Here is a 13580-nt window from a genome sequence, read left to right on the forward strand (position 1 = left end):
GGTCATTCGGCGGCGGCGTCGAAGGGAATTCCTCGCACCAACAGGTGGGTGATCAGACCGGGTATCGCGATGCACACCGCGCCGATTACGAGGAACCACGCGATGGCGTTCGAGTCAGCTCCGGGGAAGCCGCCTGCGGGGCTGCCACCGAAATGGAGGATCGACCATTCCACGACGATCACCGGCAAGACCGGAAGCGCGAGCAGCGGCCACCGACCGAGGCCGCTTCCCCGGTGGAAGATCACGCCGATCAGACAGCCCGCGATGAGATGGACCAAGCCGACGACGAGGTTCTCCACCATGATGAGATGAACTTGTTCGATCGATCCGTACAGGTGGACGCTGGTGAGCCGGGTGGACAGCCCGACGGCGTCGTGGAGCAGTCGCTCGACCCAGAAGAAGACCGTGGTACCGATTCCGAGCAGCAGCGCCATGGCGACGGCCACGACTCGCCAGGCGACCAGGAACTCCCCCCGGGTGATTCCGGTCGCGATGGCCTGGAGCAGCTGAACCGTGAGCATTCCCATTCCGATGCCCGCCAGCGCGTATTTGATCGAATACGGGACGATCCAGTCGACGACACTGGCATCGAGTTGACCGAAGAACGCGGCGACGACGCTCACGACGACGATCACACCGAGCACGATGGCCCAGAAGGTCGCCAGCCACGTGCTTTGGTTACGAAGTAGTCGCACGATGAGGGCGGGCAGGATCGGACTGGTCGAGGACACCATGATTGATCTCTCTTCGGGTTCGACGCGATGACGAGAAGGACGGTCCTGTCGGCCGTTCTCTCAGCTGTGGGCAGCCGGATCGAGCAGATCGGCCTTTCGGGGCCGTCGAGAATGCGCACGGCCCGATCGGGCATCCCCGTCTTCACGCCGCCTCGGCATGAGTCGGGAGCACGGCGGGTCGGGTCGGTGCCGGTCCGGCGGCACGGTCCGGGCCCGATGCCGGCCGGGTGCCGAGGATCGACGAAAGGCTCAGGCGCTGCGAACGGGGAGGTCGCGGATCAGCAGCAGGCAGCCGCCCGCCGCGGCCAGGATCGACAGCAGCACGATCGGCGTGCCGACGACGGCCGACAGTCGTGTGAGACCGAGCGCCTCCACCGCCCCGCTGACCCAGCCGGTGGCCATGGTCAGCTCCGTGACCACCACCGGCAGCAGCGCGACGGGGATCAGGAACAGCCCGCGCAGCCAGCCGAGTCGGTAGAAGGCCGCACCGATGATCACTCCCGCCAGCAGGTGCACCAGGCCGAGCACCCCGAACTCGAGGAGCACGAGCAGGACCTGTCCTCGTGAGTCGAACAGGTGCGCCCCGTTCGCCTGGTGGTCGACGGCCATGGTGCCGAGGAGGAAGCCCTCGATCAGCAGCCCGATCCAGTGCGCCACCGCGAACGCCGCCGAGACGAGCACGGCGAAGATCCCGCCGTCCACCAGGAACCGGCGTCGGGTGACGCCGTGTATCAGGAACATCGGCAGGAATATCGTCGGCAGCATGACGCCGGTCGCGAGGAGGAAGTACTTCGGCGGATTGGAGAACGACCAGCCCGCGGTACCCGCCGCATCGCTCGCGCCGAAGATGAACGCCACGAACCAGATCGCGAGCACGACGACGATCAGGACGGCCCAGTAGCCGATCAGGACGGCTCGAAGTCCTCTGATCAGTGCGGTGAGGACGTTGCCCGTGGTAGGAGTCGACCGCGTGGTCATCGCCGCTCCTCCCCGGACCCGGTCAGGTGCACGAACAGATCCTGGATCCCGACGGGACCCAGTTCGAGCCCGTCGGCGCGGGCCCGGTCCCGCTGCTCGGCGGTGAGGGCGCCGAACACCGTCGCCGACTTCGTCCCGCCGAGCCGCTGTTCGTTGAGCACCCGCAGCGAGGCGGTGAAGCGATCGACCGTCTCGGCGGGCCCGGTGACGGCCGCGCCCCGCTCCCGCAGCGTCTCCGTCTCCTCGTGCAGCACCAGCCCGCCGCGATCGAGGATCACGACCTCCTCGAACAACGAGCCGACCTCTTCGATGAGGTGCGTGGAGAGGACGATCGTCCTGGGGTTCGCCAGGTAGTCGTCGAGCAGCTCCTCGTAGAAGGCGTATCGAGACGGCGCGTCCATGCCGAGGTAGGACTCGTCGAAGATGGTCAGCGGGGCACGCGAGGCCAGCCCCAGCGTCACGCCGAGTGCCGACTTCTTACCCCTGGACAGGGCGTCGACCGACTTCTTCTTCTGGATCTCGAAGCGATCGAGCAGTGCCTCGGCGTAGTCGGCGTCCCAGTTCGGCCGGAAGGCGGCGGCGAAGTCGAGTGACGCCTTGACGCTGCCGCCCGCCGTGTCGCCGCTCTCGCGGATGAAGCAGATCTGGCGGACGATCTCGGCGTTCTCGAACGGCTGCTGTCCGCCGACCCGCACGGAACCCGCCGTGGCCTTGCGGAAGGCCGCGATCACCGACAGCAGCGTGCTCTTGCCGGAGCCGTTGCGGCCGAGCAGTCCGTGGATCTTCCCGCCCGCGAGGGTGAAGCTGAGATCACGGACGGCCGTGAAGCTCCCGTAGTCGACCCGAAGCCCGTCGACCGCGATGTCCAACGTCATCGGTCACTCCTCTGCTGTTCCTGGATTCGCTGGACGACCTCGTCGAGGGAGATGCCGACGATCCGTGCCTCGGTCACCATCGCGTCGACGACCTCCTCGAAGAAGCGCTGACGCCGCTGAGCCCGCAGGGCCTCCTGCGCTCCCTTGCTGACGAACATCCCGATCCCCCTCTTCTTGTAGAGCACGCCTTCTTCGATCAGCTGGTGGAAACCCTTGGCCGCGGTGGCCGGGTTGATCCGGTAGAAGGCGGCGTACTGGTTCGTCGACATGACCTGGTCGTCTTCGGCCAGCTCGCCACCGAGGATGTCGTTCTTGATCCGTTCGGCGATCTGTTGATAGATCGGGCTTCGGTCGTCGAACACCTCGGCCCCCTAGTTGGTTGGTTCGTTACTCATGTAACGAACCATAGCACCAAAGAACCACCTCGAGATCCCGCCGCCCGCCCTTGATCCCGGCCGGACGGCCATCAACGCAGGTCACCAGGCCGGAGAATTTCTCCAGTTCGGGTCGAGCCGCAGGGATCGGCGCCTGCGGAGGTTCATCACTCGGACCGGCCCCCGTACCCGAGAACCCGACACGGAGCGCTCATCCGCTCAGCGGCCCTGCCGCCGCGGCGGCGCCGACCCGGTCGCCGCTCGACACGAACAGCGCCTGCCGCGGGACCACCGCGCCCGTACGGCGCGGCCGCACGAGGGGCGACGGGTGCGACGTCGTCACGGAGAGGCCAGGACGGTCGACACCACCCGCGCGGACGCCGACCCGCGCCGGTCGAAGGCCTGCGCCCGAACACGAACTCCCCGCCCGACGCCCGCATCCCACGCGGAGCGGCGGGGCGTTCTCGCCGCGAGCCGACCCCGGTCGCTTCGCGGGCGACGGCGGCTGCGGAACGCCGTCCGCGCTCGCTCCGGTGGACCGACCTGCTCGGGCGGCCCGAACGGCTCGGGCGGGTCCTGTTCCGGCAGGCCCGTCTCGGCGGCCGCCGAGACGTCAGACGGGCGCCGACTCCGACGGCACGCCGTCCGGCTCGCCGCCGCGCCGGTCCACCAGCGGCAACGATCGCAGGCTGCGCTCCAGATGCCATTGCAGGTGAGCGGCCACCAGCCCGCTGCCCTCACGCCGACAACGCTGGTCTGAGGCCTCGGCGGCGGGCCAGTCGCCGTGTAGCAGCGCGCTCAGCAGCGCCACGGTCTCCGGAGCGGGGGACACCGAACCGGGCGGCCGACAGGTCTCGCACACCGTGCCGCCCGCGGGCACGTTGAAGGCGCGGTGCGGTCCGGGACGTCCGCAGCGCGCGCACTCCGCGAGCGCGGGCGCCCAACCCGCCTGCGTCATCGCCCGGAGCAGGAAGGCGTCCATGACCAGCATCGGGTCCCGCACCCCGTCGGCCAGCGCCCGCAGCGCCCCCACGAGGAGCAGGTACAGCCGGAGCACCGGCTCGCCCTCCTCCGCGCTGAGCCGGTCGGCCGCCTCCAGGACGGCGCAGCCCGCCGTGTACCGCTGGTAATCGGGGACCAGGCCGGCACCGAAGGCGTCCAGCGTCTGCACCTGGGTGATCACGTCCAGGGTCCGCCCCGTGTAGAGCTGCACGTCGACGTGCCCGAAGGGCTCCAGCCGGGCGCCGAATCGGGAGGACATCCGCCGGACGCCCTTGCCCACGGCACGCACCTTGCCGTGTCTGCGGGTGAGCAGGGTGATGATCCGGTCGGCCTCGCCGAGCTTCTGTACCCGCAGCACCACACCGGTATCGCGGTACAGGGCCATCTCGTCATCGTGCCACCCGCGTCCGACACGGCCGTCGGCTGCCCGTCGGCGGCACGGTCCGAGCGCGGCCGCCTCCCTGCCCGTGTTCCCCGAGCCGCCCGCGACGCCGTCAGTCCTCCTGTCGCCTCTGGCGGTGGCTACTCCGTATGACCGGGTCCGCGATGACGCGACGCGCCGAAGGGTCTGCCGCGGACGCGGGGGCCTCGACCGCTCACGACGTCGGCGGGCGCCACCCGGACCACGGGCCTGGTGAGCCCGGGACACACGGGGCGATCACCGCCTCGGCGTGGCGTCCGCGCCCGAACACCGGATGCCGGACACCGGATCCCTGCCGGTGTCAGGCCCGCGGAGCACGCCTGCTCGTCGTCGGATCGACACCACGCCGGAGGGCACGGCCGCCCCGAGCGATCTCAGAAACCGAGTCGACGCAGCTGCTTGGGATCGCGCTGCCAGTCCTTCGCGACCTTCACCCGCAGATCGAGGAAGATCCTGCTGCCCAGCAGCGCCTCGATCTGGCGGCGTGCCTCGGAGCCGACGTGCTTCAGCCGTTCCCCGGCGCGGCCGATGACGATGGACTTCTGGCTGGGCCGCTCGACGTACATCACCGCGTGGACGTCCAGCATGTCGTCCCTGCCCTCGCGCGGCACCATCTCCTCGACGGTCACCGCGATGGAGTGCGGCAGCTCGTCGCGCACGCCCTCCAACGCCGCCTCCCTGATGAGCTCGGCGACCAGCGTCGTCTCCGGCTCGTCGGTCAGCTCACCGCCCGGATACAGCGCGGGGCCGACCGGAAGCCTGCCGATCAGCAGATCCGTGAGCGTGGAGACCTGATAGCCGTCCACCGCCGAGACGGGGATCAGCTCCGCGAAGGCCATCACCTCCTGGAGGGCCACCAGCTGCTGCGCCACCCGCTCGGCGGGCACGAGATCGGTCTTGGTGACCACGCCGAACACCGGGGTCCGCCGCGCCACCTTGGCCAGTTCGGCGGCGATGAACCGGTCGCCCGGGCCGATCTTCTGGTCGGCGGGCACGCAGAAGCCGACCACGTCCACCTCGGCCCACGTCTCGCGCACGACGTCGTTGAGCCGCTGCCCCAGCAGCGTGCGCGGCCGGTGCAGCCCCGGCGTGTCCACCACGACCAGCTGCGCCTCCGGCCGGTGCACGATGCCGCGGATGGCATGCCGGGTCGTCTGCGGTCTGCTGGAGGTGATCGCGACCTTCGTCCCGATCAGCGCGTTGGTCAGCGTGGACTTGCCTGCGTTCGGCCGACCGACGAAACAGGCGAAGCCGGATCGGTGATCGGCGGGGCTGCTGCTCATCCCCGCATTGTCGCAAGCACGACACGGACGGCTCATCCAGCCGTCGCCCGCGGCGATGCCGATCTCGTCCGCCGACCGGGCTCAGCCGCCGGGGCGGAGGTTCCGTTCGGTCTCCTCCCGGGCGAGATACGGGCCCGCTGCGGTGAATCCCGGCTGCCTCCCGAGCACTCGGTCCACCAGCTCGTCCAGCGGGCCCTGTTCGGAGGAATGGGCGAAGTCCACCTGATCCGGATGGTCCGCGTCGTACCAGACGACGGTCTGATCTCCGGTCCTCGGCAGGTGGGCGACGCCGACGGCTCGCTTCTTCGTGTGTCTTCGGAGCGAACCGTCGGCGTCGGCGTACTCCGCCGTGATCGACACCAGCGGTGCCCCCTTGATCTCGTCCTCGGTGACCTGCACCGAGGCGATGCGGCCCACCACCGGAGTGCCGAGGCGCACCGGCGACGCACCGCCGTCGGCGCCCTGCCGACGGGCCCGCGATCCCGCCGCCCACTGCGCGCAGCCGATGACGACACCGAGGAGACCCAGGGCACCCGCCGCGGCGGACAACCACGGGCGGTCCTCGCCCACCGGCAGCAGCCACCAGACCGACAGGACCGCCATCGCCGCGACGAGCAGTGCCAGCGGAACGATCGCCGCGCGAAGCCTGCCCGCGCCCAGCAGTCCGCCGATGAGCAGCAGACCGCAGAGCCCGACGGTGATCGGGGCCAGGTCCGACAACGGAGTGTCACCGATACACGTCTCCCATTCCGCGTAGGGACATGTGAAGACACCCACCAGTTGATAGGCGAGCAGCGCGAAGCCGACCAGACCGAGAAGGGCCGACAGGAGTGAGATTCCGTGACGGAGAGAAATCGGCCGAGCGATCGAAGTCGCATCGTCCTCGCGGGGCACCATGATCAACATATTAAGACGATCACCGCGCCCACGAGAAATCGTCGAACTCCGAGAGGCCGACAGGATCGGGAATCACAACGAGGACCGGCACGGCGGGCCATCGGAAATCGACGGAAGAATCGCTCACGTGCGGCTGAACGCATAAGACCAGGTCAGAACGCCAGAAGGGCCGACCTTCCACCATCCGAAGACAGGACAGTATACGGATGACGGCGAGCAGGTTCACCGTCCACCACGTCGACGAACCCGCCTGACGGCGACCGGCCGGGCCGGCGACATCCGACGGAGGTTTTCCACCGAGAAATGGGTCAGCATTCCTACCACGCAAGCGGGCGGCGAGAACCAAACCCATACCGCCACGACACGCGTCGTGTAAACGATTTATCCCACCATGTCGACGCTCACCGCCGACGGGGCCGACCCCGCGGCCCGACAGGGCCGCCGACGGGACCTCCGGCGTCCGGCACGCGAAATACGAGCAAGAGACGTGCGACCGCGAGACTCCACCCGATCGATATCTTGCACAGATAGAACAGGTGTTCGATAGTCGGAGTCATGGTCGACCATCCGTTCACCACCGCGGGCAAGCCCTCCGCACCGGCGTCCCGCTTCGCACCGGCGTCCCGTTCCGCGCAGGCGGCGCCCGACGTCCGGACAGCTCCGTTCGTGCTCGCGATCGTCGCCCTGACGGCCGCGCTGTGGGGAGTACCGCCCTCCGCCTCCGCACTCGCCGTGCTCGTCGCGTTCGCCGTGTTCGCCGTTCTCGCCGTTCTCGCCGTGCGGATCGCACTGACAGGCCGCACCCGCGCGAGACGGACGCCGCTCCCCCGTCCGCAGGCCTGTCCAGGGCGGACGCCACTACCCGAACCGGCGGCGCGTCCAGGTCAGACGCCACTCGTCAGACAGATGTCGTCCCCGAGACACCCGGCACCGTCGGGCACCACACCATCGCCATGCTCCGGCGCCCGGCTTCGACGGGCCCCGGTCGCCGCCTCGGGCGCGACCGATGGCGAGCCCGCGCGCTCCGCCGCGACGTCGCTCACGGGGGCGTGCGCGCCGACCGGGCCACGCACCTCAGTCGAGGCCGTGCCGACGGCGTCGGCATCCATGACAGCGGCACCAGGAGCACACCGACGTCCAGCACGGCAACGTCATGACAGGCGCGCCAGCACGGCGAACACCATGACGACGGCACTCACCGCAGGTCCACGAGCGCAGAAGGAGGCAGCGAAGCTCGGAAGGGGACGGCTCGAAGCCCCGGCTGTGGTCGGCTCAGCGCAGCGTGTCGAGCAGCCGGCCTGCTCCGTCGGCCCGGAACAGCGGCGCACGTGCCGAAAGGTCGCGCACGGCAGCGGTGGAGGCCTCGTCCAGGTCGGGCGAGTCGGTGACCACGGCCGCCGCCTCCAGACCGGGCGCGCCGCTGGCCACCGCCGCGGCCACCGCGGCCTGGAGGGCGGTGAGCTTCAGTGAGGGGAGGTCGACCGTGCATGCCGCATAGGTCCGGCCGTCGGTGTCCCGAACGGCCGCGCCCTCCGCGGCACCGGTCCTGGCTCGGCTCGCCCGCGCGAGGGTGATGATCTTCTGATCCTCGCCGTCGAGCACGGCCTCCTCGACCTGCGACGCGGCGGGGGTGCCGACGCCCTTCACTGGCTCAGCCACCGGCCGTGCTCCTCTCCTGCTGCTCGATCGACTCTGCCTCGGACTCGTCGGCCCCGGCGGTCGGCGGGGAGACCCTGGTGACCAGCAGAGTGCTGATTCGCATCCGCCCGCGTCCGTCCTTGCCGCCCTCGGCCCGCAACAGCAGGCCGCTGATCTCGGCCTCGGCTCCCGGCAACGGCACTCGTCCGAGCCTGCGTGCCAGCAGGCCGCCCGCGGTGTCCACGTCGTGATCGTCGAGCTCCACGTCGAAGACCTCGCCGAGATCCGCGACCGGCAGGCGGGCGCTGACCCTGGCGGAGTTCTCGTCGATCCGCTCCACCGGCGGGCGTTCGCCGATGTCCGACTCGTCGGTGATCTCGCCGACGATCTCCTCCAGGATGTCCTCGATGGTCAGCAGGCCCGCCGTGCCGCCGTACTCATCGACGGCGATGGCCAGGTGGTTACGGGAGACCTGCATCTCCCGCAGCAGATCGACCAGCCCCTTGGAGTCGGGGACCAGCACCGCGGGACGCATCACCGTGTCGACCTGGACGTCCATCCGCTCGCCCGCGCCGTCCGGCGCCGCGTCGGTCCACGTCCGGACGAGGTCCTTGATGGTCACCACGCCCACCACGTCGTCCACGGTCTCGCCGATGACGGGGATGCGGGAGAAGCCGGTTCGCAGGCAGAGCGCGAGTGCCTGTCGGACCGACTTGTCCTGCTCGATCCAGATCACCTCGGTCCTCGGAACCATCACCTCGCGGACGACCGCGTCGCCGAGCTCGAAGATCGAATGGATCATCTGTCGCTCGCCCGCCTCGACGACTCCCCGCTGCTCGGCGATGTCGACCAGTTCGCGCAGCTCGACCTCCGAGGAGAACGGCCCTTCCCGGAAGCCGCGTCCCGGGGTGATCGCGTTGCCCAGCAGGATCAGCAGCCGCGCGAGCGGGCTGAGCACCCGACCGAGCAGGCGGACCGGACCCGCCACCAGGCAGCCCACGCCATAGGGATGCTGTCTGCCGATCGTCCTGGGGCCGACGCCCACCAGCACGTAGGACACCAGCAGCATGATCAGGACGGCGATCAGGACCGCCAGCCCGTCCGAGTCGAACGTGGCCACCACGACGATGGTGACCAGCACCGTGGCCGTCAGTTCGCAGGCGAGACGAAGCAGCAGCAGCAGGTTGATGTGTCGGGGGCGGTCCGCGACGACCTCCGCCAGGGTCTTGGCCCCCGCCCTGCCCGTGCGGACCAGCTCGTCCACTCGGGCGCGGGACACCGTGCTCAAGGAGGCGTCCGCGGCGGCGAAGGCCCCCGCGAAGACGACCAGCAGCGCGGCCAGCGACAGCATCATGAACGGGCTCCCCGTCGACGAGTCCGAATCACCGGGTCCGGATCACCGACCCGATTCCGACGGAGGCTCGGCGGCGGAGCCGCCCGGCTCGTCGGTGCCGGTGCGTTCCAGGCCGACCACCCCGAGCACCCGTGCGTCGGCGGACTCGCGGGCCGCCGTCTCCCGCTCCTCGCGGATGGTGGTCTTGAAGTCGGCCAACAACCGGTTCTGCAGGCCGAACATCTCCCGCTCCTCGGCGGGCTCCGCGTGGTCGTAGCCGAGCAGATGCAGCACGCCGTGCACCGTGAGCAGGTGCAGCTCGTCGAGGAGGCTGTGGCCTGCCTTCTTCGCCTGTTCTCTGGCGAACTCCGGGCACAGCACGATGTCACCGAGCAGGGCGGGACCGGAGGCGGCCGTGTCGGGTCTGCGGGCCGAGTCCAGCTCGTCCATCGGAAACGCCATCACGTCGGTGGGACCGGGCAGGTCCATCCACCGCTCGTGCAGATCGGCCATCGCCTCCAGCTCGACCAAGAGCACGGACAACTCGGCGAGCGCGCTCACGCCCATCCGGTCCAGTGCATAGCGAGCGGCGGCGACGATGGAGGTCTCCTCAACCGCCACACCTGACTCGTTGGCGATCTCGATACTCACCGTGTTCACCGTCCCTGTCGGCGGCCACGACCGGCTCGCGCACCGGGTCCGTCCTCGGCGTCGGCCGTCGGATGCTCCTGCACCGTCTGCCACCGCTCGTAGGCGTCCACGATGTCGCTGACCAGTCGATGCCGGACCACGTCGTGGCTGGTGAGCATAGAGAAGTGCACGTCGTCCACGTCGCCCAGGATGTCCCGGACGACGCGGAGGCCGCTGCGCGTGCCGCCGGGGAGGTCGACCTGCGTGATGTCGCCGGTCACCACGATCTTCGAGCCGAAGCCGAGCCGGGTGAGGAACATCTTCATCTGTTCGGGCGTGGTGTTCTGCGCCTCGTCCAAGATGATGAAGGCGTCGTTGAGCGTGCGGCCGCGCATGTAGGCCAGCGGCGCGACCTCGATGGTTCCGGCCTGGGTGAGCCTGGGCACCGACTCGGGGTCGACCATGTCGTGCAGCGCGTCGTAGAGCGGCCGCAGGTACGGGTCGATCTTGTCGTAGAGGGTCCCGGGCAGGTAGCCGAGGCGTTCGCCCGCCTCCACGGCCGGGCGGGTCAGGATGATCCGGTTCACCTGCTTGGCCTGGAGGGCCTGCACGGCCTTGGCCATCGCCAGGTAGGTCTTGCCCGTGCCCGCCGGACCGATGCCGAAGACGACGGTGTTCTTGTCGATGGCGTCGACGTAACGCTTCTGGTTCACCGTCTTGGGCCGGATCGATCGACCGCGCCGAGACAGGATGTCCAGGCTGAGCACCTCGGCGGGCGACTCGCCCGCGTCGGCGGTGAGCATGCCCACCGTGCGTCGGACCACGTCGGCGCTCAGCTGCTGGCCGCGGCCGACCAGGGTCAGCAGCTCGCTGAACAGTCGCTCCGCGAAGGCCACGTCGGCAGGCTTGCCCGTGAGGGTGATCTCGTTGCCTCGGACGTGCACATCGGCACTGAGCAGCTCCTCGACCGCCCGCAGGTTCTCGTCACGAGAACCGAGGAGGTTGAGCACGAGGGCGTCGGGCACGGTGATGTTCGACTTGGCCATGACCTGCTGCACGGCTGCAGCGGCAGCGGCGGCGGCCTGGGCTGACGAGGTGGCGGCCGAACTGCCGCCCTCGGGCGGCGTGATGCCGTTGCCCGCTGCTCGTCGTTCTGAATCGGCACTACGAGCGGAGCTCGCTGCGGTTCCTGCCACGGTGTGTTCCGGCCCACCTTCTGCGCTGTCACGCTGACGGCTGCGGCCTGCTCGCACAGACCGTTTCTCGACACCTCGATGCTAGCCGCACCGCACGACGGAACGCACTCCTGATATGGCGCAGGTCCGGAGAGGCCTCGACGCCGTCGGGCATGCCCACGCACGGCGTCCCGGGGCGCACACGGCGTCCGAAGTCCAGGCGGTGGTCGAAGTCCACACGGCGTCCGGGGTCCACGTCACCCGCCGAGCGGCCTGTCCGGTGTCCGAGGCGACGGCAGGACGGGCCGCGTCCCGGCGGCGTCGCCTCGGCGGCACGGTCCGCCCGCGCACCCCGCGACCGCGGCCGAGGCGAGGGCAGCCCATGGCCGATGGCGCGTCCCTCGGCGTCCGGGGGTGACCGGCCGCCGCGTGGGCCGCACCGCTCGTTCCGACTGCACCGCCGTGCAGGGCACTCCGCCGAGCACCGGGCGTGCCGTCCCGGCGTCGAGTAGGAGATGAGGCGCACCGCGAACACCTCGGCGTGGCCGATGCCGAGGGAGAGCGCACCATTGCGGCGGTCCGCCCGGGAATCCTCGGCCTCGGGCCGCCAGACTCGCCCGCGGTCCTCGACGACATCGCCGAGGGGCCGTCTCCGGCACCTACGGCGATCGGCCACGCCCGCAGGCATGCCCAGGGCGCGGAGGTGCGGCTGTCAGCCCTGGCGCACGGCGCTCGGCTGCGCGCCGACCAGCGGGCCCAGCGGCTGCCCGCCCAGCAGGTGCAGGTGCGCGTGGAAGACCGTCTGACCGGCGTCCGGCCCGGTGTTGAACAGCAGCCGGTAGCCGCTGTCGGCGACGCCCTCCTCCTCGGCGACGTCAGCCGCGACGTGGAAGAGGTCGACCAGCAGGGCGGGGTCCTCGGCGGTGAGGGTCGCGGCGTCGGGGTAGTGCGACCTGGGCACGAGGAGCACGTGGGTGGGCGCCTGCGGGTTGACGTCTCGGAAGGCGAAGGTGGTGTCCGTCTCGCGGATCACGCTGCACGGCAGCTCGCCCGCCAGCAGTTTGCAGAAGAGGCAGTCGGACTCCGAATCACTCATGACGTGCAGGCTAAACCTGTATGACGAACGGGGGCACGAGGTGGTCCTCGGCGACGTGAGCAACAACCCGTCCGACGCACCGCGCGATGGCACGGCGTGACGTCACCGTGACGGCGAGCAGCCGGAATCACGCGGTGGTCCTGCGGAGCGACGCCCCCTCGGCAGTGACCGACAGCCTCGATCCGAGCCGCCCGCCACCAGGACGTCACCGCGGCCTTCTGACCGATCGGCCGCGGGGCGGACCCCGAACGACATGTGTTCACGGCGGCGGCGCTCGCGAGCCTGTGCATCCCTCGCCGCCGGCCGCGACGACGCCCCCCGGCCGGCCGCGCGACCGGCTCTCGGATAGGCGAGCGGCCCCAGTGCAGGCCCGACTCGCCCGGCTCACCAGCGGCCGCTACGCGCCCACAGGGCGGCCAGCGCGGCGACACCCGCCGTCGACGCCCTCAGCACCGTGTCGCCCAGCAGGACGGGGCGGGCTCCCGCCTCGGTGAGCGCGGCCAGCTCGGCGTCGTCGATCCCGCCCTCCGGGCCCACCACCAGCAGCAGCTCTCCCGACGCGGGCAGGTCGACGGAGGTCAGGCGGGCGTCGGCGGACTCGTGCAGCACCAGGGCGAGCGCGGCCGACCGGACCCGCTCGGCGAGCCCGGCGGTGGTCGTGGGCTCGTGCACGGGCGGCAGCCAGGATCGGCGGGCCTGTTTGGCCGCGCTACGGGCCGTGGAGCGCCAGCGCTCCAGCGCCTTGGCGCCGCGTGGCCCCGAGTCCCAGCGTGCGACGCAGCGAGCGGCACGCCAGGGCACCAGCGCGTCGACGCCGACCTCCACGGCCTGATCGACCGCGAGTTCGGCCCGATCACCCTTGAGCAGGGCTTGGGCCATCGTCACGCGCAGTGCCGGCTCGGCCTCCCGGACCCGCTCGCGGAGGACCGCCCGCAGCTCGTCCTTGGTGACCGATATCACCTCGGCCTTGGCGACCTCGCCGCGCCCGTCGGCCAGCAGCAGCCGCTCGCCGACCCGCAGCCGCGTCACCGTGGCCGCGTGTCGCCCCTCCGGCCCGCTCAGCACGATCTGGTCCGCCCCGGCGGGCAGCTCCGTGAGGAACAGCGGCAGGCCGTCCCTGGCCATCGACGAACTCGTCATCGCC

General features: G+C 70.4%; 13 protein-coding genes. All 13 read right to left on the reverse strand.

Annotated elements, in window-relative coordinates:
- Positions 1-2: 2 nt before the first annotated feature.
- Positions 3-734: a hypothetical protein gene (locus tag AHOG_RS22565; protein WP_093943129.1), complete on the reverse strand. Its 732-nt coding sequence runs from the start codon at positions 732-734 to the stop codon at positions 3-5.
- A gap of 249 nt (positions 735-983) precedes the next feature.
- Positions 984-1712 (reverse strand): hypothetical protein, encoded by a 729-nt coding sequence (locus AHOG_RS22570; protein WP_093943130.1) that lies wholly within the window; start codon positions 1710-1712, stop codon positions 984-986.
- Positions 1709-2587, reverse strand: coding sequence for an ATP-binding cassette domain-containing protein (locus AHOG_RS22575; protein WP_093943131.1), 879 nt, complete (start codon positions 2585-2587; stop codon positions 1709-1711). Before AHOG_RS22575 ends, AHOG_RS22570 begins: the two co-directional genes overlap by 4 nt.
- Positions 2584-2949, reverse strand: coding sequence for a GntR family transcriptional regulator (locus AHOG_RS22580; RefSeq protein WP_093943132.1), 366 nt, complete (start codon positions 2947-2949; stop codon positions 2584-2586). Before AHOG_RS22580 ends, AHOG_RS22575 begins: the two co-directional genes overlap by 4 nt.
- 625 nt (positions 2950-3574) lie before the next feature.
- Positions 3575-4348, reverse strand: coding sequence for a DNA repair protein RecO (recO, locus tag AHOG_RS22585; protein ID WP_093943133.1), 774 nt, complete (start codon positions 4346-4348; stop codon positions 3575-3577).
- A gap of 410 nt (positions 4349-4758) precedes the next feature.
- The gene (gene era, locus AHOG_RS22590) at positions 4759-5667 is read right to left on the reverse strand and encodes a GTPase Era (RefSeq protein WP_093943134.1); all 909 of its coding nucleotides are present in this window, start codon (positions 5665-5667) and stop codon (positions 4759-4761) included.
- 81 nt (positions 5668-5748) lie between these two features.
- Positions 5749-6573 (reverse strand): hypothetical protein, encoded by an 825-nt coding sequence (locus AHOG_RS22595; RefSeq protein ID WP_093943135.1) that lies wholly within the window; start codon positions 6571-6573, stop codon positions 5749-5751.
- Positions 6574-7836: 1263 nt separating this feature from the next.
- Positions 7837-8223 (reverse strand): cytidine deaminase, encoded by a 387-nt coding sequence (locus AHOG_RS22615; RefSeq protein WP_245856395.1) that lies wholly within the window; start codon positions 8221-8223, stop codon positions 7837-7839.
- Entirely contained in the window at positions 8216-9556 is a 1341-nt protein-coding gene (locus tag AHOG_RS22620; RefSeq protein WP_093943139.1) for a hemolysin family protein, read from the reverse strand. The genes AHOG_RS22615 and AHOG_RS22620 overlap by 8 nt, the downstream gene beginning before the upstream one ends.
- 42 nt (positions 9557-9598) lie before the next feature.
- Positions 9599-10186, reverse strand: a complete 588-nt coding sequence (gene ybeY, locus AHOG_RS22625; protein WP_093944712.1) for an rRNA maturation RNase YbeY — start codon at positions 10184-10186, stop codon at positions 9599-9601.
- Between the two features lie 5 nt (positions 10187-10191).
- A complete protein-coding gene (locus AHOG_RS22630; RefSeq protein WP_093944713.1) occupies positions 10192-11211 on the reverse strand; it encodes a PhoH family protein in 1020 nt (339 codons plus the stop codon).
- 841 nt (positions 11212-12052) lie between these two features.
- The gene (locus tag AHOG_RS22635) at positions 12053-12436 is read right to left on the reverse strand and encodes a histidine triad nucleotide-binding protein (protein WP_093943140.1); all 384 of its coding nucleotides are present in this window, start codon (positions 12434-12436) and stop codon (positions 12053-12055) included.
- 384 nt (positions 12437-12820) lie between these two features.
- On the reverse strand, positions 12821-13576 hold the full coding sequence (locus AHOG_RS22640) for a 16S rRNA (uracil(1498)-N(3))-methyltransferase (RefSeq protein WP_245856396.1): 756 nt from the start codon (positions 13574-13576) through the stop codon (positions 12821-12823).
- Positions 13577-13580: the final 4 nt, after the last annotated feature.

It is taken from the genome of Actinoalloteichus hoggarensis (assembly GCF_002234535.1).
Taxonomy (GTDB): domain Bacteria; phylum Actinomycetota; class Actinomycetes; order Mycobacteriales; family Pseudonocardiaceae; genus Actinoalloteichus_A; species Actinoalloteichus_A hoggarensis.